The sequence below is a fragment of the Exiguobacterium sp. 8A genome (genome assembly GCF_902506275.1).
GTDB classification, from domain to species: domain Bacteria; phylum Bacillota; class Bacilli; order Exiguobacteriales; family Exiguobacteriaceae; genus Exiguobacterium; species Exiguobacterium profundum.
Genome location: NZ_LR733630.1, coordinates 613,937 through 640,221 on the forward strand (window position 1 = coordinate 613,937; position 26,285 = coordinate 640,221).

General features: G+C 46.9%; 29 protein-coding genes and 1 pseudogene. 22 read left to right on the forward strand and 8 right to left on the reverse strand.

Annotated elements, in window-relative coordinates:
• The first annotated feature begins 108 nt into the window (after positions 1-108).
• The 5 genes from GVY42_RS03150 to GVY42_RS03170 all read left to right on the forward strand — a co-directional run bounded on the left by GVY42_RS03150 (position 109) and on the right by GVY42_RS03170 (position 4,213).
• Positions 109-576, forward strand: a complete 468-nt coding sequence (locus GVY42_RS03150; protein WP_159562292.1) for a hypothetical protein — start codon at positions 109-111, stop codon at positions 574-576.
• 143 nt (positions 577-719) lie between these two features.
• Positions 720-1,394, forward strand: a complete 675-nt coding sequence (locus GVY42_RS03155; protein WP_159562293.1) for a WGR domain-containing protein — start codon at positions 720-722, stop codon at positions 1,392-1,394.
• Positions 1,395-1,459: 65 nt separating this feature from the next.
• A complete protein-coding gene (locus GVY42_RS03160; RefSeq protein ID WP_159562294.1) occupies positions 1,460-1,987 on the forward strand; it encodes a PH domain-containing protein in 528 nt (175 codons plus the stop codon).
• Positions 1,984-3,462 (forward strand): PH domain-containing protein, encoded by a 1,479-nt coding sequence (locus GVY42_RS03165; protein ID WP_159562295.1) that lies wholly within the window; start codon positions 1,984-1,986, stop codon positions 3,460-3,462. Before GVY42_RS03160 ends, GVY42_RS03165 begins: the two co-directional genes overlap by 4 nt.
• Before the next feature lie 214 nt (positions 3,463-3,676).
• Positions 3,677-4,213, forward strand: coding sequence for an Ltp family lipoprotein (locus GVY42_RS03170; RefSeq protein ID WP_159562296.1), 537 nt, complete (start codon positions 3,677-3,679; stop codon positions 4,211-4,213).
• Positions 4,214-4,456: 243 nt separating this feature from the next.
• Here GVY42_RS03170 and GVY42_RS16670 read toward each other — a convergent pair whose 3' ends face one another.
• Positions 4,457-4,579 carry a hypothetical protein gene (locus GVY42_RS16670; RefSeq protein ID WP_255349577.1) on the reverse strand — a complete coding sequence of 41 codons (123 nt, stop codon included), beginning with the start codon at positions 4,577-4,579 and terminating at the stop codon, positions 4,457-4,459.
• Positions 4,580-4,861: 282 nt separating this feature from the next.
• Here GVY42_RS16670 and GVY42_RS03175 point away from each other — a divergent pair, with 282 nt between their 5' ends.
• From GVY42_RS03175 to GVY42_RS03205, 7 genes are all read left to right on the forward strand, one after another.
• A complete protein-coding gene (locus tag GVY42_RS03175) occupies positions 4,862-6,124 on the forward strand; it encodes an NCS2 family permease (RefSeq protein ID WP_159562297.1) in 1,263 nt (420 codons plus the stop codon).
• A gap of 106 nt (positions 6,125-6,230) precedes the next feature.
• Positions 6,231-6,698 carry a DinB family protein gene (locus tag GVY42_RS03180; RefSeq protein WP_159562298.1) on the forward strand — a complete coding sequence of 156 codons (468 nt, stop codon included), beginning with the start codon at positions 6,231-6,233 and terminating at the stop codon, positions 6,696-6,698.
• On the forward strand, positions 6,695-7,186 hold the full coding sequence (locus GVY42_RS03185) for a DUF3916 domain-containing protein (RefSeq protein ID WP_159562299.1): 492 nt from the start codon (positions 6,695-6,697) through the stop codon (positions 7,184-7,186). The genes GVY42_RS03180 and GVY42_RS03185 overlap by 4 nt, the downstream gene beginning before the upstream one ends.
• Before the next feature lie 149 nt (positions 7,187-7,335).
• On the forward strand, positions 7,336-8,106 hold the full coding sequence (locus tag GVY42_RS03190; RefSeq protein WP_159562300.1) for a hypothetical protein: 771 nt from the start codon (positions 7,336-7,338) through the stop codon (positions 8,104-8,106).
• Positions 8,103-9,026, forward strand: a complete 924-nt coding sequence (locus GVY42_RS03195; RefSeq protein WP_159562301.1) for a MoxR family ATPase — start codon at positions 8,103-8,105, stop codon at positions 9,024-9,026. The genes GVY42_RS03190 and GVY42_RS03195 overlap by 4 nt, the downstream gene beginning before the upstream one ends.
• 2 nt (positions 9,027-9,028) lie before the next feature.
• The gene (locus GVY42_RS03200; protein WP_159562302.1) at positions 9,029-10,090 is read left to right on the forward strand and encodes a DUF58 domain-containing protein; all 1,062 of its coding nucleotides are present in this window, start codon (positions 9,029-9,031) and stop codon (positions 10,088-10,090) included.
• A 15-nt stretch (positions 10,091-10,105) separates the two neighbouring features.
• A complete protein-coding gene (locus GVY42_RS03205; RefSeq protein WP_159562303.1) occupies positions 10,106-10,837 on the forward strand; it encodes a hypothetical protein in 732 nt (243 codons plus the stop codon).
• 36 nt (positions 10,838-10,873) lie between these two features.
• On the opposite strand, the gene GVY42_RS03210 is transcribed toward GVY42_RS03205, so the two are convergent.
• Positions 10,874-11,584, reverse strand: a complete 711-nt coding sequence (locus GVY42_RS03210; protein ID WP_159562304.1) for a GntR family transcriptional regulator — start codon at positions 11,582-11,584, stop codon at positions 10,874-10,876.
• Positions 11,585-11,720: 136 nt separating this feature from the next.
• On the opposite strand from GVY42_RS03210, the gene bglA reads away from it, so the two are divergent.
• The 7 genes and pseudogenes from bglA to GVY42_RS03245 all read left to right on the forward strand — a co-directional run bounded on the left by bglA (position 11,721) and on the right by GVY42_RS03245 (position 17,361).
• Positions 11,721-13,157: a 6-phospho-beta-glucosidase BglA gene (bglA, locus tag GVY42_RS03215; RefSeq protein WP_159562305.1), complete on the forward strand. Its 1,437-nt coding sequence runs from the start codon at positions 11,721-11,723 to the stop codon at positions 13,155-13,157.
• A gap of 90 nt (positions 13,158-13,247) precedes the next feature.
• Complete coding sequence (locus GVY42_RS03220; protein WP_236548920.1) at positions 13,248-14,057, forward strand: MBL fold metallo-hydrolase; 810 nt, start codon at positions 13,248-13,250, stop codon at positions 14,055-14,057.
• A 69-nt stretch (positions 14,058-14,126) separates the two neighbouring features.
• A complete protein-coding gene (locus GVY42_RS03225) occupies positions 14,127-14,450 on the forward strand; it encodes a helix-turn-helix transcriptional regulator (RefSeq protein WP_074037016.1) in 324 nt (107 codons plus the stop codon).
• Positions 14,451-14,537: 87 nt separating this feature from the next.
• A pseudogene (locus GVY42_RS03230) lies at positions 14,538-15,362 on the forward strand (SDR family oxidoreductase).
• 114 nt (positions 15,363-15,476) lie between these two features.
• Positions 15,477-15,740: an excalibur calcium-binding domain-containing protein gene (locus tag GVY42_RS03235; RefSeq protein ID WP_159562307.1), complete on the forward strand. Its 264-nt coding sequence runs from the start codon at positions 15,477-15,479 to the stop codon at positions 15,738-15,740.
• 120 nt (positions 15,741-15,860) lie between these two features.
• Positions 15,861-16,415, forward strand: a complete 555-nt coding sequence (locus GVY42_RS03240) for a helix-turn-helix domain-containing protein (RefSeq protein ID WP_159562308.1) — start codon at positions 15,861-15,863, stop codon at positions 16,413-16,415.
• Positions 16,408-17,361 (forward strand): alpha/beta hydrolase, encoded by a 954-nt coding sequence (locus GVY42_RS03245; protein WP_159562309.1) that lies wholly within the window; start codon positions 16,408-16,410, stop codon positions 17,359-17,361. The genes GVY42_RS03240 and GVY42_RS03245 overlap by 8 nt, the downstream gene beginning before the upstream one ends.
• A 36-nt stretch (positions 17,362-17,397) precedes the next feature.
• On the opposite strand, the gene GVY42_RS03250 is transcribed toward GVY42_RS03245, so the two are convergent.
• Positions 17,398-18,234 carry an alpha/beta hydrolase gene (locus GVY42_RS03250; protein WP_159562310.1) on the reverse strand — a complete coding sequence of 279 codons (837 nt, stop codon included), beginning with the start codon at positions 18,232-18,234 and terminating at the stop codon, positions 17,398-17,400.
• A gap of 183 nt (positions 18,235-18,417) precedes the next feature.
• Between GVY42_RS03250 and GVY42_RS03255 the strand changes: the two genes are divergently transcribed.
• On the forward strand, positions 18,418-19,176 hold the full coding sequence (locus GVY42_RS03255; protein ID WP_159562311.1) for a glucose 1-dehydrogenase: 759 nt from the start codon (positions 18,418-18,420) through the stop codon (positions 19,174-19,176).
• Between the two features lie 14 nt (positions 19,177-19,190).
• On the opposite strand, the gene GVY42_RS03260 is transcribed toward GVY42_RS03255, so the two are convergent.
• Complete coding sequence (locus GVY42_RS03260) at positions 19,191-19,985, reverse strand: AraC family transcriptional regulator (protein ID WP_159562312.1); 795 nt, start codon at positions 19,983-19,985, stop codon at positions 19,191-19,193.
• A 152-nt stretch (positions 19,986-20,137) separates the two neighbouring features.
• The gene (locus GVY42_RS03265; RefSeq protein ID WP_159562313.1) at positions 20,138-20,398 is read right to left on the reverse strand and encodes a DUF1294 domain-containing protein; all 261 of its coding nucleotides are present in this window, start codon (positions 20,396-20,398) and stop codon (positions 20,138-20,140) included.
• A 208-nt stretch (positions 20,399-20,606) separates the two neighbouring features.
• Here GVY42_RS03265 and GVY42_RS03270 point away from each other — a divergent pair, with 208 nt between their 5' ends.
• Positions 20,607-21,395, forward strand: coding sequence for a LysM peptidoglycan-binding and 3D domain-containing protein (locus GVY42_RS03270; protein WP_159562314.1), 789 nt, complete (start codon positions 20,607-20,609; stop codon positions 21,393-21,395).
• Between the two features lie 46 nt (positions 21,396-21,441).
• Here GVY42_RS03270 and GVY42_RS03275 read toward each other — a convergent pair whose 3' ends face one another.
• Complete coding sequence (locus GVY42_RS03275) at positions 21,442-22,662, reverse strand: sodium:proton antiporter (RefSeq protein WP_159562315.1); 1,221 nt, start codon at positions 22,660-22,662, stop codon at positions 21,442-21,444.
• 110 nt (positions 22,663-22,772) lie between these two features.
• Here GVY42_RS03275 and cls point away from each other — a divergent pair, with 110 nt between their 5' ends.
• Positions 22,773-24,239, forward strand: coding sequence for a cardiolipin synthase (cls, locus tag GVY42_RS03280; RefSeq protein WP_159562316.1), 1,467 nt, complete (start codon positions 22,773-22,775; stop codon positions 24,237-24,239).
• A 43-nt stretch (positions 24,240-24,282) separates the two neighbouring features.
• Here cls and GVY42_RS03285 read toward each other — a convergent pair whose 3' ends face one another.
• Positions 24,283-25,260: a hypothetical protein gene (locus GVY42_RS03285; protein ID WP_159562317.1), complete on the reverse strand. Its 978-nt coding sequence runs from the start codon at positions 25,258-25,260 to the stop codon at positions 24,283-24,285.
• On the reverse strand, positions 25,257-26,285 hold the full coding sequence (locus tag GVY42_RS03290) for a DUF58 domain-containing protein (protein WP_012726320.1): 1,029 nt from the start codon (positions 26,283-26,285) through the stop codon (positions 25,257-25,259). The genes GVY42_RS03285 and GVY42_RS03290 overlap by 4 nt, the downstream gene beginning before the upstream one ends.

Below are 26,285 nucleotides of genomic sequence, written 5' to 3' on the forward strand. Positions count from 1 at the left end.
GCAATAAATTTCTAACGATACATTTGGTAATAAACGTAAATTATGTTAGTCTGGATAAATCATTGGGAATGTTGACTTTATGATTTAATTTTTGCAGGAGGGATGAACATGAAAAGGATCTTAGTAACATTCATCCTGATGACAATAATAATGATATCGTTGATTGGTTGCGATTCGATATCCTCCACAGAAGAAGTTGATCCTCGACCGGTTATCTCTTTTGATGCCGGAACCATTCTCGCGGATGCTCAGAATCATCAGATAAAAATGCTAATGTTATCAAGTTTACCGATGGATAATGTTGATGTGACCGGGGCAGTCAAAGAGCTAGAAGGATTTAAAGCAGAAAATGATGTTTATCTTGATGAACTGGATGGTTTGAAACATAAAGACGCGACTTCTGAAGACTATAAAATGTTACTTATGGAATATCTTCAAGAAGAAAATAGCTATGTCGACAAAACCATTGAAGCCGTTTACGCCAAAGAACTTTCTCGACCGAGTCGATTTTCACTAGAAACACTCTATGCGAGAGCGAACGAAAAAATCGGACGATTCCGCTACGAGCCGAAGTAAAGTTATCATCTATGATCATACTCGCGAGAAGTTACGAAATGATAAGGGAAACGAACCGCTGAGAAGGTTCGTTTTTTCTGATTCATCCGATCCGAGGTACAATGATCTTACTCCATAAAATTTTGAGACGGGATGGAATCTGAATGATCAAAAGGTCGTTTAAGCAGGTTACGAAGTATTGGAACATCATTGTTGAAGGTGATGAGTTTGCTGTAAACTACGGAAAAATTGGGACCATCGGAAAGGTACAAGTAAAGTCTTTTGAATCCGAGTTGGAATGTATGAACGAGGTGGAGAAACTCATTCGTAAAAAGTTGAAAAAAGGATATGTTGAATCTCTTTTCGATTGGGACAACCATATTTATGTGAATGACCCGGAAGTAGGACCGAGTTTTCTGACCTCACATCCGGAGTATCAGGCATTTTTCAATGATGACTTTTATGTGGATTGTACGGAAGAATATGCACCGTTCGGAAATGATGCTGGAGCCGATGCGTTGGATATGTATGAAGAGTTGATACGAAAAGACAGCGACCTTTGCTATTTATCTTATGCCTACGCCCTAATCGAAAGTTGGATCAATCGAGATGTATATGCACCAGAAGACTGGGCCACGTATGAGTATGCCTATACATGCGACCAAGTCATCGTCGCTGGTGCCTTCACTTCCATTAAACTAACAGGAAAGTTGACGGATGACTTGAAAGCGGAAGGATTAGAGGCCATTCAACGATTGAAACAGGCTTTCGAAAAAGAGGATCAGGCAATTTTCGAAGAGGTATATGAGCGATTGTATACATTCCCGATCGAATCCTGAAACTTTTTGAGAAGAACTGCGTATACAATAAAGACAGATACATATGAACGATAGGGGGATTCACCATGTCAGAAACAACACCGACACCAGAAGAAGGTGTCACACCACAACGAATCAGCGGCACACTTCCAATCGAGGCACGTGCTGTCTTCCGGCTATCAAGTGCGATTTTTTATATCATTGGACTTCTCGTCACGGGAGCGCTTGTTGCTGCCGCATACTGGTTTAACTGGCCGACTTGGCTACAAATTGGCTTTATCGTACTACTCGTAATCGATGTGGTCTATAGCTTGGTTGATATCATCTGGTTCCAAAAGTGGAAACAAGAACGTTTCACATATGATGTCCAGCCGCTCGAGATTCGGATTCATCATGGGATCATCACGACACACGATGTGCTCATCCCAATGACAAAAGTGCAGTATGTCCATGCTGCACAAGGTCCGCTTCTTCGTAAATATGGGTTACAGACCATCACCATCGGGACAGCTGCTGGATCTCATGACATCTATGCAATCGAAGAGTCATTCGCCAAGACACTCCGCGAACAAATCGCCATCTATGCACGTATCGAAGAGGAGGATGTCGTATGACCGAGACCGCGTTAACATGGCATCGACTTCCAAGTCGCGTTTTGGTGCTGCGTATTCTCGAAGTCATCAAGTCGTTCGCCATTCCAATCGTCTTACTCTTCGTGCTCAACAACGACTGGGACTCGACATTCGGTATCATCATCCGAGTCGGGATCTTACTTTTCCTATTGCTCGACATTGTGCAGAAATTCTTTGGGTGGTTAAACTTTCGTTATGCTCTGGACGAAAAAACCGTCTATGTCATTGAAGGGAACTGGTTGAAAAAAGAGAAGTCGCTTCCGCTCTATAAGATTCAAAGTGTCCATTCGAACAGCCCGTTCCTTTATCGATTGCTTGGTGTGGTCGAATTGACGTTTGATACGAATGCCAACAGTGACGATGCCTCTTTCAAACTGGCAGGTGTCTTTCCGACCGAAGCCAAACGACTTGAAGAAATCCTTGAGCAAGTCCGTCATCGTAAACAGAATACACAAACCGAAGGCGACACTGAAGAGGAAAAGGTTGCAACCGAACAGACAGAGCCGTTACCAAGCCGTCTGTTATATGCCTTGTCCACGCGTGAAATCGTATTGGCATCCATCACGTCGCTCTCTGTCTTCGCCATCTTCCCGGTCGCCTCGACCATCATCTCATCAATCGATGATTTCATTAACTTGGATGGGGCATTCAACCAGGTCGAAGATTATGTCGTCCATGCGTCCATCATCGCCATCGGTCTTCTTGTCATCGGAGTGTTGATGCTATCGGTCGTGATCGGCATGATCATCAACTTCTTGAAGTATGGGAATTTCCGACTTGAGCGGAGAGGGGAACGCATTCGTGTCGAGAAGGGATTGTTGAATCGAAGCGCGAAAGAAATTCCATATGAGAAGATTCAAGCGATTCGCATCAAAGAGACGTTCATTCGTCGCTGGTTCCACATCGTCGGGGTCGAACTCGTCGCAGCAGGAACGATGGATGAATTGAAAGATGAATCCTCGACGATTCTCCCGTTCGTTCGTCGTGACCAAGCGATGCGGGTGCTCCGTGAACATTTCACTCACTTCACATGGTCGGACGAACTTCATCGATTACCGAGACGTGCCTTAGGAATCAAGCTACTCCGAATCAGCTGGTTCGGGATTATCATATCAGGGATCGTCCTTTACTTCTTCCGAGATTACGCCTGGTGGCTCCTGCTCTTATGGGCCATCATCATCGGGGGACGCGTCCTCAGTTACATCACCACAAAATATGTCCGCACGGATCAATTCATCCAGTTACGGACTGGAGCATTCAACGTCCAATCATTTTTGACAGACAAACCACGGATCGAACAGATTCAAGTGAAGCAATCGCTCTTGCAACGTCGTTTTGGACTATGTACGGTGCAATTCTCGACACGTGGAGGATTCTTATCTGTTGAGACCATCGATGATATTCCGAAAGAAGATGCAGACGCGATGCTCGTCTGGTTCTCACGTTACTCTCATTAACCCGACCATTTGGTCGGGTGTTTTTTTGTTTCACTTCCTCCCTAAACTTATATGGTATATTTTATACTTAACCGTTTAAATTTTGGATTTAGTCCGATATAAATATAAATAAATTACATTATTCTTAAAAAATATATTCCCAAAATTATCTTCTTATGTTACGTTTATTACAGTAAAGTAAAAAAGAGATTATATTTTTAGGAGATGAAATTATATGTCTAAGGAAAAAGTTAAAAAACCTTTTTATAAGAAATGGTGGGTTTGGGTATTAGCAGTAATTGTATTGATTGGAGTTTCTGGCGGTGAGGAGGAAACACCGACTTCAGAACCGTCTTCTGTTGAAACGACCGAAGAAGAAAATACGGTCGATGAAGCTTCAACTGTTGAAGCGACTACAACAGAAGAACAAACTGAAGAGGTGACAGAACCTGCGGAAGTAGAAGAACCTGCTGAACCTGCACTTTCAGTAGCACAAGAAAATGCGATTCGTAAAGCTGAAAGTTATCTACAATTCTCTGCTTTTTCAAAAAGTGGATTAATCGATCAACTAGAGTTTGAAGGATTTTCCACTGAAGAAGCTTCGTTTGCGGTAGAAAATATTAAAGTAGATTGGAAAGAGCAAGCTGCTGATAAAGCTCAAAGCTATTTAGATTTAAGCGGATTCTCAAGAAGTGGTCTAATCGAGCAATTGGAGTTCGAAGGGTTTACGACAGAGGAAGCAACATATGGTGTCGATAAAGTAGGATTATAATTATGGAAAAAGAGGGATTCTTGAACAAGAATCCCTCTTTCTCGATTCAGTTTCTTGTGATTTTCATATCAAATGATGTTTCTCTTACTGAAAACGCGGATAAAGTATGGTATGATGCAAGTAGAAAGAGACCGGTGCTGGACACACCGACCTCTGGCTTACAGGCTACCACTTTAAGAGTGGTCCCAGCCGCCACAATGGTTAGTGAATCAGAAAGTGACCCATCTCATTGCGCCGAGGGGGTCATTTTTTTGTGCGTTCAGACGTTGCACGATCGGATGTTCGGTGAATCACCAAGTGAACGATGATCGGAGCGAGGATTGGGATCATGACATAATCCCCAACCCAGGTCCAAAGTTGTTCCATCCGCACCACCGCCTTCCTCCATTGTGGACTTGGCGGCTGACCCCACTATTGCTGCGTTAACCTGCTTCTTCATTATAACAGATTTGTTCGCAAAAATGCGCCGAAAACAAGAACAAACGTTCCTGTTTTATAAAATGAATCTTTTGATGGAATCGGTCTCATGAATGGGTCCAAAGAAGGAATTGAGTCGAATCACTCTTGCTTGTTAGATGTCTGACAGGATATAATCAATCTCGTGTGTATACACGGGTGGGTGAGGGTGCCAATAAAGGATTGATTCCTATGGCAAAACAAACAGAATGGAAAACAGAAACATACGGGGGCGTGCTGAACTTTCTGGCGACAGCATACATCCCGGCCGTGCATGCGGCAATCTTGACACAAGCCGGACTCCCGTTCGAGGGGGCGCTCGTCGGAGCGATTTTGACAAGCATCATCGGGACATTGATTGCGGGATTCTTCAATTTGCCGCTTCTCTTGTTACCGGGAATGGGGATTAATGCGCTCTTCACGTACACGCTCGTCCTGCAGATGGGGTTGAGCTGGCAAAGTGCGCTCGCCGTCTCGTTCGTCTCAGGTGTACTCGTCGTACTATTGACGGTGACCAAAGTGGCGAGGAAATTGGCGAACGCGTTCCCACCGATCATTCATGACGGATTGACGGTCGGTCTCGGCCTCTTCCTCATCTTGATCGGGCTCGAGGCGGCAGGGATCGTCTCAGGCGGGGGTGGGGCATTGCTTCACATCGGTGATCTCGGGGAGCGTGACGTCCAAGTCGCATTCCTGTCACTCTTCGTCGCCATCTTACTGTTCTTGAAGATGGGGCCGAGCAGCTTCCTTTGGACGATCGGTTTCGGTGTCGGACTCAGTGCCGTGATGGGAACACTCGATTGGACGGGAAGCTTCGCGTTGACACCGTTCTTCGAATCGTTCGGCACGGTATTTGGGAACATCTCGTTCGCCGAGTCGACATCTCCACTCTTCTTCGTCGCGGTCGGTGTGCTGACGCTCGTCTTGTTGATTGAAAACATCAGCTTGATTCAGAATCAGACACGGGCAATCGGCAAAGAAGAAGAGGCGCCGAAAGGTCTCGTCGCACAAGGTCTCTCGACGATGGCAGGGGCCATGTTCGGGTCAAGCCCGACGGTCTCGACGGTCGAAGTGGCTGCCGGGATATCTGTCGGGGCAAGAGGCGGGATTGCTTCGTTCGTCACGTCTGGATTGTATGTGGTATCGCTCTTATTGCTACCGCTCTTTGCAATCATTCCTGTGACGGCGATCGCACCGGTTCTTATCATCATCGGAATGATGATGTTCCAGAACGTGAAGCATTTGCCGCTCGATAACTGGGAACATGCCTTCCCAGCAATCCTTGTCATCATCATGATTCCGTTCACGTATTCCATCGTCGATGGCATCGGGCTCGGATTCATCGCCTACACGATGATCGTCTTGTTCAAGAAGGGCTATCGGTCGCTCAGTCCGGTCGTCGGTGTCTTGACCGTATTGTTCTTAGTTTTCTTCTCATTACCAGTCTGGTTATAGAGACACGCGCGGCATCGTTCATAACGAACGGTGCCGTTTTTTGATTTTAAAAAGAGTCGTTCGTGCTATAATCGCAGTAATTTGAAAAGAACGGGGAGGGGATTGGATGCAAGTTATTAAAGAATTCGCATCGTACACAGAATGGCTCGATTCGTTAGAAAATCTGAGTGAATCCGATTGGAATGAACAGATAAACTCGGAGAAGTGGTCCATAAAGCAAATCGTTTTACATATCGCCCATTGGGACAACCATCTTTTGAATGTCATCATCCCATCGGTGAAGAACGGGGAAGGAATGATTTTCCCTGACTTTGACTCGTTTAACGCACGGGCAACGAAAAGGGCGGAAAAATTGACAGGTGACGCGGTTTTGAAAGAATCGCTTAGCAGTCGACGAACGCTCGTCAACATGCTCGAGTCTTTAAGTGAAGAGACGTTGATTTTTAAGACGTCAGCGAACGGAGTCTCCCATGATCCGCATCAAGGTGTTCCATACTCACTGCACGTAATCATCGAAGAATTCATCGAGCATGACCGACATCATATGAAGCAAATCGAGTCGATCCTGAAATGAGACATCGGAAAGTGCGTGGTCTGAAACGAAAATTAAGTCATCTTCAGCGCAATATGCAAGAAAATCATCATGACTTGCCAACTGAGTTTCATGATGGTTATTGGTATGCCAAGATTCCGGTCGGACAAACCTTTTTACTGGATATTCAACACAATGAACAAATCAAACAGGCAATCATCGATATCCTATTCGATGAAGCGAAACGACTAGCAAAGCGGCGTGTGGATGAGCGAATGCGAGTTGTCGTGTTACTGGATCTCCCTACATTGTGGAACTCTGAGCTTCTCGTGTTTCAAGATGAAGAGGTGTTACAATCGTTTATGCGGCGTGATTCACCCCACCAAAAATGGATTCCAATCCCTTATGTAAGAACGTTTATAAACCAATGGGGCATTCGGAGTGACCAGGATATCCGCGTGTATGGATTTGAAGAGTGGATATTCGATGAAGAGGGTGAAGGTAGAGAAGTGTGGATGCTCGTTCAATGAACGGGCATTTTTATTTATCTGAAAATAACTGAATATTCCGTTAAGATGCATGGTATAATCCTGTTAATCCGATTTCCAAATAAAGGATTAAGACTATGGAAGGAGCCGTCACTTGAGATGAAATCGAATATACATAAGCGGAAACACCAATGAAACAAGCCAAAACAATCTTTTTGTCAGGGATTCTATTCTCTTTACTACTCGTCGCCCTCATCTCCTATTCCGGTCAATTAGGATACCGCTACTACCAATCATTAGATATCTCGGGTAGCGACATCACGAGTTGGGTCACAGACTGTCGTGACAAACGAAAGTTTTTAGGGATTTTTGAAGTGACGGATGTCGATTTTTGGTGTGGGGATGCACCATATGAAGAACCGGAAGGAAATGGTCCAGACGGAGCGATGATCGACTCAGAAAAAGAATCAGGTGGTACACCGAAAGAGCGGATCCAAGATCTATCACCTTCTTACGGCAATCCCCAATCAAATGAGTCAAACGAGATTTCTTATCTACCATACATCATTCCCGGGCTGCTCCTCTTGCTCGGATGGTTTCTCTGGAAGAGACGACGCCCGTCGAACAAACAAAACAAAGAGGATGATTTGGAATTTGACGATTACTCGGTTGTGACTTCTGACAGCTCGTCCGAACATGAAAACCGAGTGCATTATCGGGTACCAGACTCGGCGATTCGACAGCAGTTGATTCAATTCGAAAGAACACTGCCACCACAAAAACGTCGCCGCCCGTATGAGACGTTGTCGACATGGGCGAAACGAATCGAGCTCGATGCATCCTTACTTACCTATTTAGAGACACGTTATGATGATGGAAACATCTCACCACAACGAGAAGAAGCGTTCACCCAACAACTTGATGAATACCTACTACGCATACAAAAGGAGTCGAACTCATGACCATCCGACACGTATTGGACCAATTAGACCGCATTTACCTCGGTAAACCGGAAATCACAAAATTATGTTGCACAGCCTTATTGGCGAACGGCCATATCTTGTTAGAAGACGTGCCTGGGACCGGGAAGACATTACTCGCGAAAAGCATCGCCAAAAGTTTTGAGGCAGACTTCGCTCGAATCCAGTTCACAGCAGACCTGCTGCCATCCGACATCATCGGATCAGATTTCTTCAATATGCAGACTCAGACGTTCGAAAACCGCACCGGACCTATCTTCACAAATATCTTACTCATCGATGAAGTGAACCGCGCCGTTCCCCGAACGCAATCCGCCTTGCTTGAAGCGATGGAAGAACGCCAAGTCTCCATCGGTGGCGTCACCTATCAGCTACCGAGACCGTTCTTCGTCATCGCAACGCAAAACCCGATCGAGTCAGCGGGGACGTTCGCGCTACCGGACGCCCAACTCGACCGCTTCCTCATGTCCCTTCAAGTCGGATATCCAGGGGCAGACGAAGAGCGGAACTTGATTCTGCAGACGATTTCAAAGACGAGACAGACAGTGCATGCCTTGATGACGAATGAAGCTTTTTTAGAAGCACAAGAAGAAGTCGAGAATATCCGGATTCATGAAGATGTCGTCACTTACTTGCTCACACTAATCCAAGAGACGAGGCAACATCCGTTAGTCGAAGTCGGGGCGAGTCCACGGGCGACGCTCGCGCTCGTCAAAGCTTCACAAGCCTATGCGTACTTGAACGACCGTCAGTTCGTCACACCCGAAGACGTCCAAGCCGTCGCGCCACACGTTCTCTCGCACCGCTTGACCCTCACCCTTGAAGGCGATATCAAATCGACAAAGCGAAAAGTGTTGGCGGACGTACTCGAGTCCGTATCCGTCCCGGTTGAAAAGGTGTAACGATGCGACAGGTCGAAATCAGTTCGCCGTCCATCCTTCAGGACCAACTCTGGCCGGCTTATGTCAGTCTCGGTCTACTCACGATGTGGATGCCCTATGTGTGGCCGATTTCCTACGTATGCGGGGCATTATTGATCGTCATGATCATTCGGAAGCGAATCATTCGAGTGCTTTCAAACGAAGTCTCATTCTCCATCCGACAGAAAGAAGACCTCTTGTTCATCGACGATAAGACGACATGTGTCATTCACATTGATGGGTATGAGCGAATCATTGCCCTCGGCGTCCCGCTATCGATTCGATTGGAGGGGGATGAACGGATGTCTTTTGAGAACGGGTCAGGCGCATATGATTCACGGATTGAAGAAGACATTCATCATGCGTCCGTCTCTGTTGTGAAGCGAGGACCCGCTTCGATTCATACATGTGTCATGCGTGTCACCTTACCGTTTCACTTGGGAACCCTCTTCTTCACGGATGAGGGGATAACGCTTCCCTCATGGATCGTGTTGCCCGCCATCACGAAATCGCCGATATCCGAATCGCGCATGATTCGGATGGGTGACCGCATCGTCAAACATTCTCCGCTGAAAGACCCTTTGATGATTCAAAGCGCGAAACGATATGAGAAAGAGCCGGCCAAACAGATTGACTGGGTCGCCACTTCAAAGACCAGCCATGTCCAGGCAAAAGTCTACGAGCGACAAAACCTCGACACGTTCACGATCTCTCTCGATTTGAGCGGGCCGCTCGGCAATGGGCTCCATGCGCAATATGAAGACTTGATTCAACAGACGGCGTATTGGGTCTCATATTTAATCAAAGAAGACTGCAAAGTAGAGCTCTTGATCAACCGACTCGACAAACACAACCAAATCGACCATATTGTACTTGGAGAAGGACGAAAACAATTACGCCTGATTCTCGTACGACTGGCGATGATCCATGAATCAAATGCATTTGTCGCGTCATCACGATTCACGTCATATGTCAGTCGTCACAAGCAACCGCATACCGAATTGATTCACATCAATTACGCGATGTTTTTGAAATCTTCAGGGTGATGAAAGGAGAAACACATGCAACGAATGACGAGCATATTCATATGTTGTATCGGACTACTTGCGAGTACGACAACCGTATCAGCCGAGATGACGGAATCCTCTGCTGAACGTTTTGCGGATGAACATTTTTATGACATTGTGATGGATCATATCCAGGGAGATGACCCGACCTACTATCATATGAACGACAGCGAGAACATCACGTTCGGTCCGTTGTTGGAGACGTATATCCCGTCATCCTCTTGCTACAAAACGGGGGAAACGTGTACGTTCGTCCCAACAAAAGAATTTGTGGCGACCGTCTTTCAAGATGATGAACCGGTCAACATGATCGGAACGTATGAACAATCCGCAAATACATATGCGTTCTCAACGTTCGGTTCTGACAAAGAAACTCCGAAAGCGTTGATGAACGTAAAAGGCGATCTCGTGAAGTACACAGAAGAATCGGCGTGGTTTGATTATGATGGGGACATGTTGACAGCGTTGACATCTAATTCAAAACAGATGATTAGCGGAGATGCGATTTCAACTGAGGCGTTTCAAACCTTATTGATTGAAGAACATGAAAGTATTGAAGGGAATGCCGAAGAAGGGATGATGGATGGAGCGGATGGCTATTCGGATGGAGCAGAATCAAACAAGCCAATATCGAGCACCAATCGATTGATTGGCTTTGCTTTCTTAGCGATGTTGCCATTCGGATATTGGACGTATCGACGGACTAAAAAGAGGCATAGTAAATGATTAGACAACCCCTCATGCACGCATGAGGGGTTGTCTTTACATATAGGGCCCGTTCGCCTGAATGACGAACTGTGAATGTGTGTAATGATAGGTGATGCGGGAATAGTCAAATGGTTTCCCATTCGTGAGATGGAAAATCGTCTCGATGCGAAGTGTCGGATCATTCTCTTGCAATCCGAGGTGTTCCGCTTCACTTTCCGTCAATCGCCCGACCTGTAGATACATGTCAGAAAATCCAATCGTGACGCCGAGCGCGCTTTGGACATAATCGAAAATAGAGTCTGCCACAATTTCGCGATTTAAATAGGGGACGATAGCTTTCACATAATAGGATTCCTCGTGACAGAGCACCTCTCCATCCACATACCTTACCCGTTCGACCCGATACACATCGTCCAACACGTCAATCCCGAGATTCTCCGCAACCGTCGCGTCTGGCTTCACGACAGACACATCAATCACATCAGACGTCAAGACACGGTCTCCGAGATTGCTCTTGAACCCTTGGGTCGAGAAGAGGCTCATATAGCCAGGTCGATTATGTCGTCTGACGAAAATGCCGCTTCCCCGCAGTTGAAAAATGACACCCTTTCGTTCGAGCAGCTCTAAAGCTTTCGTGATGGTGCTTTTGCTCACCGCATATTGATTCATCATCTGCTCAAGGACAGGGAGCTTATCGCCTTGTTTTAAGTTTTGTTCGTGGATGTATTGTTCGATTTCATTTGCGATTTGTTGGTATTTTAGCATCGTCATTCCTCACTTTTTCGTCACTGGTTCTATTATATCATGAAAAAAACAAAAGTAATTCAATGTACCGACCTTGTATAATTGTACCGGTACAATTATAATTGACGTGTACGATTCATGTGAAGGAGGACTTACAATGAAGACATTACCGAACGATTTTCTATGGGGAGGCGCGCTTGCCGCTCATCAATTCGAGGGCGGTTGGGACGCTGATGGCAAAGGACCGAGTGTCGTCGATGTCTTGACGGCAGGTGCACACGGCGTCGCTCGCCGGATCACAGACAAGGTCGAACCGAATGAGTTCTATCCGAACCATGAGGCGATTGACTTTTACCATCGTTATAAAGAAGATGTGGCCCTCTTTGCTGAGATGGGATTGAAATGTTTACGTACTTCCATCGGATGGAGCCGCATCTTCCCGAATGGTGATGATGCAGAACCGAACGAGGCGGGTCTCCAATTTTATGATGACTTGTTCGATGAGCTACTCAAACACGACATCGAACCGATCATCACACTGTCGCATTTTGAGATGCCGCTCCATCTTGCCCGTGAATACGGGGGATTCCGAAATCGTGAAGTCGTCGAGCATTTCGTCCGCTTCGCTGAGGTCTGCTTTGACCGTTACAAAGACAAGGTCAAATACTGGATGACGTTCAACGAAATCAACAACAAGATGGACGTCAACAATCCACTCTTCTTATGGACGAATTCGGGAGTCCTCTTAGAAGAAGGGGAGAACGCCCGCGAAGTCATGTATCAGACTGGGCACCATGAACTGATTGCGAGCGCTCTCGCTGTTGCCAAAGGGAAAGCCATCAATCCTGACTTCGAGATTGGAGCGATGGTCTCTCACGTACCGATTTATCCGTATTCATCAAACCCAGATGACGTCATGCTCGCCGAAGAGATGATGCGTCAACGCTATTTCTTCCCGGACGTACAAGTACGAGGCTTCTATCCGAGCTACGCCTTGAACGAGTTCGAGCGGGAAGGGTATAACATCCCAATCCTTGAAGGGGACGAAGAAATCCTACAGAACGGAAAGGTCGATTATCTCGGTTTCAGTTACTATATGTCGACGACCGTGAAGAGTGACGTCGTCGCGGACAACAGTGGCGATATCGTCAACGGTGGTCTGCCGAATGGGGTCGAGAACCCGTATATCCAGTCGAGTGACTGGGGATGGGCGATTGACCCGGTCGGACTCCGTTATGTGCTCAACCGACTCTATGACCGGTACCAAATTCCGCTCTTCATCGTCGAGAATGGATTCGGTGCCGTCGATGAGATTGTCGACGGAAAGATTCATGACAAAGCCCGAATCGATTACTTGAAGGCCCATATCGAACAATTGAAGCAAGCCGTCATTTATGACGGGGTCGACTTGATTGGTTACACACCTTGGGGCATCATCGACATCGTCTCGTTCACGACGGGAGAAATGAAGAAGCGATACGGGATGATTTACGTCGACCGTGACAATGAAGGGAACGGATCGATGGAGCGGATGAAGAAAGACTCGTTCGACTGGTACAAACAGGTCATTGCGACGAATGGAGAGAATCTCTAAATAAGGGTGAGCAAAGAACTGTGAAATGTCTGCAGGTCTTTGCTCTTTTTCGATATAATGAAGAAAAGTGAAAAATTGGAGGGACGCATGATGCAAATAAAGAACTATGGACCGGTGACGGCTGTTTGTGCCAACGTAAAGAACGGTCCATTCGAGATGTCGATGTATGTGTATTATATCGACGGGATGCTCATCGATACGGGAACACGCACGATGCTACCCGAACTTCAAATGTTCTATGAGTCGGTTCCAATCGATCTTGTCAGCATCACGCACCCCCATGAAGACCATATCGGAACGGCAGCCTGGCTTGAACGGACATACGGTGTCCCAATTTACATACGAGAATCCGCCAGGGACATGTGCCGGACGGGGCTAGATATCCCAGATTATCGGGCACGCTTCTCAGGAGACCCCGAACCGTTTCACCCGATTGCCTATTATGACAATCAGATCACATCAGAACATCATACTTATCAGGTAATCCATACACCTGGTCATGAACCGAATCACGTCGTCTTATACGACGAGGAGAACGGTCGGCTGTTCTCGGGTGATTTGTTCGTCCATCCTTATCCGAAGGTGATGATTCCGGAGGAGTCGGTACCTGAACAGATTCGTTCTCTCAAACGTGTTCTGAGTCTTAATTTCGAGGAAGTTTATTGCCAACACGCCGGGCATCTCGAACAGGGAAGGGAGCAACTGACCAAAAAGCTCGATTATCTAGAACGTTTGACTGATAACGTGATAACAAAAACTGCAGCGGGCTACAACATTGACGACATCAATGCCCAGCTCTTCCCCGAACCATCGCCGCTCGTCAAAATCTCCAAGCGGGATTATGACTCGAGACACATGATTGCAAGCATTCTACGTGAAGTGTACGAACAACTTCGTTGACAGAAGGCGGATCACCTAGTATTCTTAGTACAGGATTAAACGTTTAAACTTTTAAACGGAGTGATGAATATGAAACAACCAGATGCCACACCCGAAGTCTCGTTATCTTTATTTGAAGATGCGATTCCATTGTTCCAAGTATTAGCCGACGTCAATCGTCAACGTATCATCGTCGAGATCGCCAAACATGAACGCTTAAACGTCAATCAGATTGATGAGAAGATTGAGTTGTCTCGACCGGCCATCTCGCATCATCTCAAACTACTTCGACAAGCGGGCATCGTCTCATCAGAGAAAGTCGGGACAGAGAACTTTTACTTCCTGACGCTCGAGAACGCGGTCGGACTGCTGAAGGCACTGACACGAGCGATTGAAGACGAATGCATCCTTTGACCTTTCTTTTTGGAAACAGGGAGAAAGGATTCTTTTTCACCAATGAGTTTAAAAGTTTAAACATATAAACATTAAAAGGGAATGAATATGAACCAAAAACAAACGATTGTCATCACAGGAGCATCGAGCGGAATTGGCCGAGCGACGGTCGAACTGTTCAGCAAACGAGGCTGGCATGTCGCCGCTACGATGTGAAGACCTGAAGATCATCAAGAACTGTCTCACCTAAAAGGGGTGTCTCTCTATCAACTAGATGTGACGAACGAGACGAGTATCCGAGAGGCATTTAAACAAATCGTCTCGGATCACGGAACGATGGATGTGTTGTTGAACAATGCTGGGTATGGAGCGGTAGGGATTTTCGAGGAAGCCTCTCCCGAACAGATTCAACGGCAATTTGATACGAACGTATTCGGGGTCATGAATGTGATCCGGACAGCACTGCCATACTTCCGTAAACAGCGGAGCGGACGGATCGTGACCGTCTCCTCCGTCGGTGGACAGATCACATTCCCAATTTACAGCTTGTATCACAGTTCAAAATGGGCGATTGAAGGATTCATCGAATCGCTCCAGTTCGAGTTGGCACCTTTCAATATCGACATGAAATTGATTGAGCCGGGACCGATTAAGACAGACTTTTACGGTCGTTCCCAAGAACTCGTCCGTGACCAACCGCTCGATGTATATGATGACTACACAGAGGTTGCGCTCCATAACACGAATGCCGCTGGTGCGAACGCCGAAGGTCCAGACGTTGTCGCTGAGACGATTTGGCGAGCCGCGACCGAACGGAAGAAACGACTCCGTTATCCAGCAGGTAAACAAGCGGGCCTTTTGATTGCCCTCAAGCGTTATCTTCCGAACCGGGTATTCTTCGCGATTGTCCGAGGTGTCGTTGAAAAGAAATAATGAATCATATCCTTTTTGTTTTCTATAGAAAATGAGAAGGATTTTTTATGTCGTTTTGAGAATGATTCAACTCACACAAAATTACCCGATATACCATCTAAGAGGAGGGATTTCATGAAAAAAGTCATGCTAGCACTTTCAACATTCATTCTAGTCATCGGATTGTCTTCAACACCGACAAAATCAGTAGATGCAGCGGTCAAGACATTTAAAAACTGTACAGAGTTAAACAAAACGTATAAAGGTGGTGTAGCCAAGTCAAAGACGACGAAAAATAAAGGTGGTAAGACACGTTACACACCATATGTAAGTAAAGCACTATATGACGCGAACAAAGCACGTGATCGCGACAAAGATGGAATCGCCTGTGAGAGATAAGAACATGTATATAGCCGCCAATGAGGGCGGCTTTTTATATGGACGTAGACACATATTCGGACGCATGATATTATCATAAGTAATAATATTATCAAATATGATAATAATGAGGTGAAGATGATGAATCAAGACGTTTTAAAAAGTCTGTTAAACCCGATTCGCATGAAAATTTTTCAGCACGTTCTCATGAACGAGCAAGTGACGACCGGAGAGTTGGCAAAGTTGCTTCCCGATGTGCCCCAAGCGAGCCTCTATCGCCATATCAACAAGATGGTACAAGACGAGTTTTTATCTGTCGCAAGTGAGAACAAAGTACGTGGGGTGTATGAAAAAGTGTACGCGATTCAAAACAATCCATTGACCGCTGTCAATCAAGTCGTCGAAGAGGAAGATCGTGAACAACTATATAAAATATGTTACACGTTCGCGATGTCACTGCTCATGGATTTCGGAGACTATTTAAAGCGGGACAAAATCGACCTTCAAGGAGACAAGGTCGGCTTTCGGAGTATCCCACTTTATCTGTCTGATGCCGAGAGTGATCGATTCCTAAGAGGTCTCTACGATCTCTTAGAGGGAGTGCTCGAGCATGAACCATCTGAAGAACGTACGTTGCGGAAATTCTCCTACGCGTTCATGCCGGTAGAAGAAAAGGAGGAGATGGATGATGTATAAACAAGAAAATGTATTGATTCAAGGGGAAACAACCATTGCTGCCACCATAACGACACCCGATCAGGAACGGTCGTCCTTTCCAGCCATCGTCCTCATCGGAGGGACGGGAGGATTGGACCGTGACGGAAATGGTACCGGCTTCAAGTCAAACTTGTATAAAGACTTAGCAGAATGGCTGACGATACAAGGATTCATCACATTACGCTATGACAAACGGGGGATTGGCAAGAGTGGTGGCAATCGACATAGCGTCGGTCTGACAGGACTCGTTGATGACGTGTCGGCGGTCGTCCGTTATCTGAAATCTCATGACCATGTCTCACAAGACGTTTTATTGCTCGGCCATAGCGAAGGATGTATCGTCGCGACACTCGCAGCAGAACGTGAATCCGTTTCTGGTCTCATCCTGTTGTCTGGTGCCGGTGTTGCCTTGAAGACGAGCATGCAGGAACAGGCACATGCTTTGCTCGAAGAAGTGGGACGTACGAAAGGGATCAAGGGTAAACTGCTTCGCTTTAGCTTGAATGAGAAGTCGGTCGTCGGGAAACAACAAAAACTGTTCGAGCGCGTCACAGCAACGGATCAGGATACGATGCGGATCCAGCTGATGAAGTTCCCTGCCAAATGGTTACGGGAGCATCTTGCACACACAGACGTGTCACTTCGAGAACGATTGGTTCAATTGAACATTCCGACGCTCGCACTGACAGGAGACCGGGACGTTCAAACGGACGTCGAGCATCTAGATGAGCTCGCTGCACTTCACGTAGAGCATATCGAGGTACAAAAGATTAAGGACATGGACCATATGTTGAAACATTTCGATGGTGAGATGAGTATTTTGGACGTGAAAAAACAATATCGTTCACAACTCAGTGAACCGCTCCATCCTGAGCTACAGCATCAACTTCACGAATGGCTAAAGCGCCACGACTGGGCATCATGACGAACAAGACAGCGGAAACCTCTCCGCTGTCTTGTTTTATGTATGTAAGAACCGCTCAACGTTTTTCATCGAGAAATGACGGCTCCATTGAACGAAGTGTCCACCTGGTACGGCAATCAATTGTACAGAAGGATGAAGCAGTCGTTCCGCTCGTTTGACATGATGGAGCGTTCGCTTCGCCTCCTTCAAATCAATTCCCGTGAAATCCGCATAATACAGGTGCGTCGGGACTTGGACGCGTCGTAACAAGTCCTTAAAATCCAATCCATCATAACCAAACAACAAGTGTAAGCCACCGGTCGAAAGACGGGCCGATTGCTCGACAGCAGAACGAATCGATAACGTCGGCTCGACCCCGATTCGTCGACAGAACAGTTGGAACCGCTCTTCAGAAAACATGGGGTCACTCTTATTCACTTTCGTTTCAATCCAGTTCAAGAGGCGTCGTGGTGAATGGTGATACAGTAGACGTAAAAGCGGGAAGGCGAATCCGAAGATGCCATATTCCCGATATGGTAGCATAGCGTTCGGTTTATGTCCTTGGTCGAGAAGTATCAAATGCCTGACTTGGTCTGGATAATGGACTGCATAAGCCAGGGCGATGGCACCTCCCATCGAATGACCGATTAGTCGAACCGATTCAAGGTGTCGTGAGATTCGATACGTCTCGACCCAGTCCGCGAGTACTTTGGACGTGGCGAATGTATGTAGTCCCTCACTTTCACCAAACCCAGGTAGATCTAACAGGTGAACTTCGAAATCGTTATGTAATGCTTCGGTAAATAATTGGCCTTGTGACCCAGTGAATCCTCCACCGGGAAGGAAAAGTACAGGTTCACCTCGACCATGGACGGTTGCATGGAATTGTCTCACGTCATCTCTCCTTTATATAATGGAGTGCTTTCCATTCAAGTATAAAGATTGCTGGGAGTCAATTGAAGAAAAATCGCCATGTTTCTCAGGAGGCTCGCAACCAAATGTGGGTATAACATAGTGACAGGCAGATTACTGTCATCACGTCGTATACGTTCTGACCTTTCAAAGGAGGAATGAGGAATGAAGCTTTCAGGAAAAACGGCAATTGTCACTGGCGCAGGTTCAGGCATGGGGCGGGCCATCGCCAAACTGTTTGCGGAAGAAGGCGCACGAGTCGTCGCCTTCGACTTGAATGAAGATGCTGTGCAGGCGGTAGTTGATGAAATCAAAGCAGCGGGTGGGGAAGTTCTTGGCATTGCTGGTAACGTGACGACTCAAACGGATATTGACAAACTTGTCGATGCGGCGAAAGACACGTTCGGGTCGGTCGACATTCTCGTCAATAACGCGGGAATCATGGACAACTTCATGACGGTGGGAGAAGTGACGGATGAATTATGGGACCGTGTCCTTGGCGTCAATTTGACCGGACCGATGAAACTTTCACGTGCCGCCATCCAAGTGATGGAGAAGCAGAACCGGGGTGGCGTCATCATCAACAATGCATCGGTCGGAGGATTATTCGGTACACGAGGTGGTGCAGCGTATGTGGCCTCAAAACATGCGTTAATCGGATTGACGAAGAACATCGCGGCGACACATGGCACGCTCGGTAAGATTCGAGCAAACGCCATCGCACCGGGTGGCGTCAATACGAATATTGGATCAACCATCACAGCACCGAGCGAACTTGGGATGCGCGCCATTCAAGGGGCGGGGGAAGCCCCGATGGGAGAACCAGAGCAAATAGCGAACGTCGCCCTCTTTTTAGCATCGGATGATTCGAGCTTCGTGAATGGAGATGTTTTGAAAGCCGATGGTGGGTGGACCGCAAGATAAAAGAAAAGAGCTGGTTATTCGGCTCTTTTCTTTTGGTATTGTTTTCGATAGGCGAGCGGGGTGATTGCATGATGTGCTTTGAATGTCTGTACGAAGTGACTGACACTTGAGTAGCTCAGGCGATTGGCGATGTCTGCGATACCTTCCGTCAAATCTTCTAATAAAGTGGCGGCCCGCTCCATTCGCTTCATCTGTACATACGCAATAGGAGATGTGTCTCCAAAGAATACAAACAAACGAGAGCACTCACTTCGACTCACACTGCCCGCATGAGCGATTTGGGCTAATGTCGGTCTGTCCTCTATGTGAGCGTCGACATAAGCAAGCATATGACGAAGACTTTCCCGTTTGTTCTCATTCTTCATCGTTTCAGTCTCTTGCTGAATCCAGTAGCGCCAGATGACTGTACATTGAAGTGTCGCATCCATCAATGCGAGTGGACCGTCCGCAGATAAATGTTGAACGGCCCGTTCAATCGTCTGAATAATAGATTGATGACCTCGTTCCGGTTTTATCATATGTATGGACTTTTCAGTATTTAGATATGGCGTCACATATCGCTTCGCCAACTCGGGATGGAACAAAGCAGTCGGATCAAACTCGAGTAACCTCATCGGTGACGCTTCCTCGATTTTCTCAACCATGACACTTTGTCCTCGTGCCAAGAGAACGGCCTCTCTTGGATGAAGGGTGATGCTTTCTCCGTTCACTCGAATCACGGACGTCCCAGACTTGCAAAAAAGAACAGTGAAGTGATCAGTCACCTTTAATGTCAATGATCCGTGACGAATCATCTCGATACTCTTCAAAAGAGCCATCCTCCTCGTTTCGGAAATTTCCCGACATTTCATTTCGATTGTTCACGGAGAAACACTTTGAAATGAGCATGAACTGGGACGAATCTGACATTTTTATTCATCGTTCATTAAAAGATACAATCGAGTTTCTTCTATATAAGAGTTTAAAAAATCAGCCAACCGGTAAAAGCAGCATGCACGAGAATTGCAACAGGCACTCCGATTCGGAATTTCGGTTTTAGCGTCTTATGACGAAAGACGCGCATCGCCAAATAGGCACCGAACGCTCCACCGATCCATGCCATCGTCAACAATGTCCGCTCAGAAATACGCCAAGCTCCGACACGAGACCGTCGTTTATCGACAAAATATGACACAAACGCTAGTAAATTAGTCACAATGTAATATAGCAGTAATAGTTCCAAAGACCAAAACCTCCTTTTTTCTCTCTATAGTATATCTTAAATTGGCTCTGTGAAGCCGTTTCAATAGATTGAAACAATTTTCAGAAACCTCTCATCCTCGTGAATTGTTCTGTAAATGAACTGATAACACTCTCATATCGTCCTGTAATCGCTGTGAAATATACAGGTGTTACAGTAAGGGGGCGTTAGAAAAGGGAGGAATATTCTTATGAAAAAACCACTATTGACACTAACGGCACTCGCTGGCCTTAGTTTAGGAGTCGCTGCTCCAGCTTCGGCAGCATCAACACACACAGTTCAGTCTGGAGATACGCTCTATCGTATCGCCGTGAACAACAACGTCTCTGTAAACGACATCAAACAAGCGAACGGCTTAAACTCAAATATGATTTATCCGAACCAAGTCTTGAAACTTGGAAAGGCAGAAGCAAAATCACAAGCTTCTACTGCATCTAAAACGTATACAGTTAAATCAGGTGATACACTTTATCGTATCGCATTGAACCACGGGATCTCTGTCAATCAATTGATGACTTGGAACGGTCTTGATTCAGATCTTATTTTCCCTGGACAAGAGTTCGCCGTGAAAGGTGCAGCCGCTGCATCTGTAGCGAACGATGCGAAGACAACAGCACCGAAGACATCGACATCAGCACCTGTAACAAAAACTGCATCGTCTACAACGCAAACCCAAGCTCCGGCTTCAGGTCAGACAATGACAGTTGAAGCGACAGCTTATACACCATATTGTGCAGGATGTTCTGGTATCACAGCGACAGGAATCGACGTTCGTTCGAACCCGAACCAAAAAGTCATCGCGGTTGACCCTTCTGTCATTCCGCTCGGCTCTAAAGTATGGGTTGAAGGATACGGAGAAGCCATCGCAGGAGACACTGGTGGTGCCATCAAAGGAAACAAAATCGATATCTTGATGCCGACACAAGAGCAAGCACTTGCTTTCGGTCGCCAATCAATCACAATCAAAGTCTTGAACTAATTCAAGCTGATCAAAGACACTGCCATCGGGCGGTGTCTTTTTTTGTCTATACCTTCTCCCAAGGATTCTTCACTTTCGTCAGTCCGAGTCGCTTCGCGAGTGGTTTAATCGTCAATCCATGTAGGGCGACAGACGTTACGACTAAACCGAGTGTGATTGGCAACATCCGTTCCGCATCTTCAATTCCCAGTTCGGCAATCTCTTGTGCAAAGAAACCGGTCACCGTCATCGCAACAATACCTCGAGGGGCAATCCAGCTGATGAGTGCCCGTTCTTGAGCGGATAGCGGAGAACCGAGGAGCGACGTCTGCACCGAGATCGGTCGGACAAAAAATAAGATTCCGAGAATAGACAAGAGGAGAGGCCAGTCGAAAATGGCGAGTAAACTATCACGTGTCAAACTTGCCGTCAGAATGATGAAGACTGTCGAAACCAGTAAAATCGAAATGTTCTCTTTAAACTCACGAAGCTGTTTCAGAATATGCATATGTCCATGCTTTGAATTTGCCATCGTCAATCCCATTGCCGTTACAGCCAATAGCCCGACCTCGCTCATGACCCATTCACTGATTGAATATACGAGGAGGACCCCAGAGAACGTGAGGGTTGTTCTTAAATATTCAGGGACTTTCTCATTCCCGAACAAACGAATTAATAGATGTCCAACGGCAATCCCAAAGGCGACGGCGACGATACAGGACCAAAAAAATGGCAAGTGGCTCGCGAGCCCGTCGTTTTGATAGAAGATGAATCCCACTCGAACGACAAAGAGTCCAATCAAGGCGCCAAGAGGATCGACGATGATCCCTTCCCATTTCAAGACTTTAGCTGGGCGTGCGGACAAGTTAGCTTGTCGAAGTAACGGAATGATGACGGTCGGTCCGGTCACGACAAAGATGGCACCGAGCGTAAATGCTGGCAACCAATGAAAATCTCCAACCATGATGAGCAAAATCGAGGTCAAGATAAAAGAAACGAATACCCCGACCGTGACGAGACGAAAGATTGATCTCCGCAAATCGTCAATCTCCCTGAATTCGAGACTGAGGCTTCCTTCAAACAGGATGAGCGCCACCGCGATGGAGATGAGTGGGCTATAAAGCTCACCGAGTATCCGATCCGGCTCCAACCAACCGAAAATCGGTCCGACTAGAATCCCTGCAACCGTCATAATCAAGATGGCTGGAAAGTCAAATCGCCAAGCGAGTAACTGCGAAAGTGCACCGATGAGGACAAGTAAGCTGAACCCAATCATCATGTCTTCCATAAGCTTCCCCCCGTTTCTTCACTTCTTCATTAATGTATACCCAAATCAGGAAAAACATTTGCTAAGATTGTCTGATTTCGGGTAAGAATTGAAAGAAAGGGAGGGATACCATGGAAGTGACTATCGGACTCATTATCGTCATCATGACTTGGCTCATCTTATTGCTTAACCTCACGTTTGCAATCACCATTATCTTTTTTGAAAGGCGTGACATTGGAACGACTTGGGCGTGGTTACTCGTCCTCTTCTTCTTGCCTCTCATCGGATTCTTCGTCTACATCTTCTTCGGTCGATTGATCAAATCTCAAAACTTTTATGAAGTCGAAGAAGAGAAACGTGAAGCGTATCATCATCATGTGGCGGAGCAATTTGACCAATTGGACCAATCCATGGCACCGTTCAATCATCCACTTCTATTGAAGCACCGACGACTCGCACGATTGAATCTCGTATCGACGAATGCGATGATGTCTTTCCAGAACGATATCGACGTCCTTCACGACGGAAAAGAGAAGTTTGATCAACTGTTTCGAGATATCGAACAGGCGACGAAAGAAGTGAACATTCAATATTACATCATCCAAAACGATGCGCTGGGTCAATCGTTAATTCGCTTATTGACCGAAAAGGCAAAACAAGGATTACGTGTCCGACTCCTCTACGATGCGGTCGGCTCGAGGGGACTGAGGCACAAACACTTTAAGGACCTGCTGGCCCACGGTGGGGAAGTCAAATCGTTCTTTCCGTCCAAACTCGGCATCAACTTCCGCGTCAACAATCGAAATCACCGAAAACTCTGCGTCGTTGACGGAGAACTTGGTTATATCGGCGGCTTCAACGTCGGGGATGAGTATCTCGGAAAGGATGAGCATTTCGGTTATTGGCGAGATGTTCACTTACGAATTTCAGGCGACGCCGTTAAGGAATTGCTCGAACGATTCATCCTGGATTGGAATCGCTCTGTCCCGACACGAACGAAGGCACAGAAAGACGACTTTGTTTGGCCAATCGAAGGGATTGCTCGTCATGCGTCCCCGGTTCAAATCGTGACATCGGGTCCAAACTCGTCGACGGAGCATTTAAAGAATATGCTCGTCAAAATGATCACCCAGTCGAAAGAATGTATCTATATCCAGACTCCCTACTTCATCCCGGATGCAAGTTTCCTTGATGCCTGTCGAATCGCCCTGATGGCGGGTACTAAGATCAAACTGATGATCCCGAACAAGCCCGACCATATGTTTGTCTACTGGGCGACCTATGCGAACGCTGCGGAGCTCGTACGTTACGGGGCAGAAGTGTTCACGTATGAGGAAGGTTTCCTTCATGCGAAAACGCTCGTCATCGACGGAGAAGTCGCATCAATTGGGACGACGAACATCGACGCCCGAAGTTTCCGCCTCAACTTTGAAATTTCAGCGCTCGTCTTCGACAAAGACGTCGCTCAGTCCGTCATCGATGCGTTCGAGCGAGACGAGGCACGCGCTGAGCGGCTAACCATCGAACGATATGAATCGAGGACACGTTGGATTCGCTTCAAAGAGAGCGTGTCCCGCCTTCTCAGTCCAATTTTATAATGAAAAACATCCGGTCAGAAGGAACTCCTCTGCCGGATGTTTTTTAGCGTTTATTCACTTGTTCAACGAGTCGTTCGAATGAATCACTGATTGCTTGTGGCGCTTCCTTGTCCCCATACTCTGCGGCCTCTAACCAATCTGCATAAAGCCTGTGGTCCGTGAACTCGATTCGCTGCAACCAATCAGCCACCGTCTCCTCTCGATGACGTGGGTGATGCTGTTCTAACTTTCGTCCCGTCTCAAGAAGGCGAATCTGGCGAGGCGAGCGGACGATCCGCTTATCTGAGAGTGTCGGGTGGTGAATACTCCTAGGAATCATTCCATCTTCCTGGATGTCTTTTCGCTTCTGCAGATAGAAGAACAATCCTACCCCAAGAAGCAAGATCATTACAAACACTCCGATATAGAACAGCGAGTTATTCGATGCGGACGCGAGCAATGTCTCTTGCGCCACTGTCTCCGCATCTAGGTTCGGATTATCCGGTACGAGGAAGCGGTTTACGCGATCATTCGGGTCGAGTACGATTCCATCAAACCAGCTCCCGATCCACAAAAAGAATGGAGTGATCCAGGCGACGACATTACCAAACAATAGCTCTTTAATCGTACGAATGATGAGAGAGACAATCAGACCGATGCCTAGGCCGACGGTCAACATCGTCACCATCCGCTTGTAGTCGCGACGGTAATACAGGTTTCGTTGCCAAATCAAAAAGATGAACGGAAAGAGCACCATCGCGAGCGATTGCGATGCCGGGGGGAATAACCAGTCCGCCACCAAAAACAATACGCTCGCCATCGCGTAACGGTCCGTCCAATCCAACGTCCGAATGAATGCATGAACGTATGTGAATATCAAAAGCATGATGCTCATCTCATAAGAGAAATAAAGGGCACCGACGCTCATGATCGTCTGTACAATCAGTTGTGTATTCCGAGGGAGACGAAGTGTCAATAAGAAGAGCAATGGAAACACGTGCCCGATGTAAAATGCTGCGAAGACCCACCATAACCATCTCATTGACCGTCACCCCCCAAGCGGAGAATCGACTGATTCCCACTGTATTTGGCGACCTTTCGCTCAAACAAGGAGCGAGCAAGCGGAAAATCACTCTCGGACAGACAAGCGAACGTCGTCATAATCTTCCGAAAATGTACCTCACCACTTCCCGGTTGAAGGTCATACGTGATTCCATCCTTCGTAAGCGTCGGGACAATCAGACCGTAACTCGCATTTTCTTTCTCGAAATCACGGCATAATGCGGCAGCTTGCGAGATGAGGCGCTCCATCTGATAGGTGAGGGCACGCCCATCCTTCGTCAACAAGTCGAGGACGATGACATATTCATTTGCTTGTACCGGTTGCTCGGTACGGGCCAGCAGTTCGCCCGTCTTCGCATAGGCAGACCAATATAGCTGTCGCATCGGTTGCCCATGATATGGAGTGACCGATTGGAACGTCTCCGGGTCACGATAGGCACTATGACGAACCATCTCCTCACCTGGGAGAGTAGGGGGACGTTTCGGAATCGGATAGGGCGAAAACTCTGGGAAGACATAGCCGATGCGTGGGAGTGAGTCCTCTTTATAGAGCGAGAACATGCGTAACGGATCCCGAATTTCCATCCCGATAGCCTCTAGGCGGATAGGACCTCGCTTCTTCGCATGGAGCGGGATTGTGAAGTCGACAGTCGCATTCGTCTCGACAAAGTTCTCCTGCCGCCAAAACGCATGTCCTTCTGATTCCACGGTGGGATGCAAATAGCCGGATAGGCGGACAACGCCAAGCGGGACTTTTGCCGTCGAGACAAGTTTCAAGACATAGACGGCCTCGTCATTCGGAAAAAGTTTCATCTCCTCAGTGAGGTCGACATGGATTTGTTCTGCCAATCGAAACATAAAAGATGGCATGACCAGTGCATAGAGACTGAATCCAATCAATAGACTGGCAATCAAGACGTTCCCATAAAGTGCCGTAAAGACCCCGACGACGAACAGGAGCCACATATAGCCGGACTCGAGATAGCGTGGGCTGACTAACTGCAT

Coding starts and splice junctions, on each gene's coding strand:
- GVY42_RS03225 (WP_074037016.1), top strand. CDS start 14,127: ATGAAACAACCAGATGCCACACCCGAAGTCTCGTTATCTTTATTTGAA.
- bglA (WP_159562305.1), top strand. CDS start 11,721: ATGAAGACATTACCGAACGATTTTCTATGGGGAGGCGCGCTTGCCGCT.
- GVY42_RS03190 (WP_159562300.1), top strand. CDS start 7,336: ATGAAACAAGCCAAAACAATCTTTTTGTCAGGGATTCTATTCTCTTTA.
- GVY42_RS03285 (WP_159562317.1), bottom strand. CDS start 25,260: ATGAGATGGTTATGGTGGGTCTTCGCAGCATTTTACATCGGGCACGTG.
- GVY42_RS03290 (WP_012726320.1), bottom strand. CDS start 26,285: ATGCAGTTAGTCAGCCCACGCTATCTCGAGTCCGGCTATATGTGGCTC.
- GVY42_RS03200 (WP_159562302.1), top strand. CDS start 9,029: ATGCGACAGGTCGAAATCAGTTCGCCGTCCATCCTTCAGGACCAACTC.
- GVY42_RS03275 (WP_159562315.1), bottom strand. CDS start 22,662: ATGGAAGACATGATGATTGGGTTCAGCTTACTTGTCCTCATCGGTGCA.
- GVY42_RS03220 (WP_236548920.1), top strand. CDS start 13,248: ATGCAAATAAAGAACTATGGACCGGTGACGGCTGTTTGTGCCAACGTA.
- GVY42_RS03270 (WP_159562314.1), top strand. CDS start 20,607: ATGAAAAAACCACTATTGACACTAACGGCACTCGCTGGCCTTAGTTTA.
- GVY42_RS03180 (WP_159562298.1), top strand. CDS start 6,231: ATGCAAGTTATTAAAGAATTCGCATCGTACACAGAATGGCTCGATTCG.
- GVY42_RS03235 (WP_159562307.1), top strand. CDS start 15,477: ATGAAAAAAGTCATGCTAGCACTTTCAACATTCATTCTAGTCATCGGA.
- GVY42_RS03150 (WP_159562292.1), top strand. CDS start 109: ATGAAAAGGATCTTAGTAACATTCATCCTGATGACAATAATAATGATA.
- GVY42_RS03165 (WP_159562295.1), top strand. CDS start 1,984: ATGACCGAGACCGCGTTAACATGGCATCGACTTCCAAGTCGCGTTTTG.
- GVY42_RS03240 (WP_159562308.1), top strand. CDS start 15,861: ATGAATCAAGACGTTTTAAAAAGTCTGTTAAACCCGATTCGCATGAAA.
- GVY42_RS03160 (WP_159562294.1), top strand. CDS start 1,460: ATGTCAGAAACAACACCGACACCAGAAGAAGGTGTCACACCACAACGA.
- GVY42_RS03170 (WP_159562296.1), top strand. CDS start 3,677: ATGTCTAAGGAAAAAGTTAAAAAACCTTTTTATAAGAAATGGTGGGTT.
- GVY42_RS16670 (WP_255349577.1), bottom strand. CDS start 4,579: ATGGAACAACTTTGGACCTGGGTTGGGGATTATGTCATGATCCCAATC.
- GVY42_RS03210 (WP_159562304.1), bottom strand. CDS start 11,584: ATGCTAAAATACCAACAAATCGCAAATGAAATCGAACAATACATCCAC.
- GVY42_RS03255 (WP_159562311.1), top strand. CDS start 18,418: ATGAAGCTTTCAGGAAAAACGGCAATTGTCACTGGCGCAGGTTCAGGC.
- cls (WP_159562316.1), top strand. CDS start 22,773: ATGGAAGTGACTATCGGACTCATTATCGTCATCATGACTTGGCTCATC.
- GVY42_RS03155 (WP_159562293.1), top strand. CDS start 720: ATGATCAAAAGGTCGTTTAAGCAGGTTACGAAGTATTGGAACATCATT.
- GVY42_RS03175 (WP_159562297.1), top strand. CDS start 4,862: ATGGCAAAACAAACAGAATGGAAAACAGAAACATACGGGGGCGTGCTG.
- GVY42_RS03205 (WP_159562303.1), top strand. CDS start 10,106: ATGCAACGAATGACGAGCATATTCATATGTTGTATCGGACTACTTGCG.
- GVY42_RS03185 (WP_159562299.1), top strand. CDS start 6,695: ATGAGACATCGGAAAGTGCGTGGTCTGAAACGAAAATTAAGTCATCTT.
- GVY42_RS03245 (WP_159562309.1), top strand. CDS start 16,408: ATGTATAAACAAGAAAATGTATTGATTCAAGGGGAAACAACCATTGCT.
- GVY42_RS03195 (WP_159562301.1), top strand. CDS start 8,103: ATGACCATCCGACACGTATTGGACCAATTAGACCGCATTTACCTCGGT.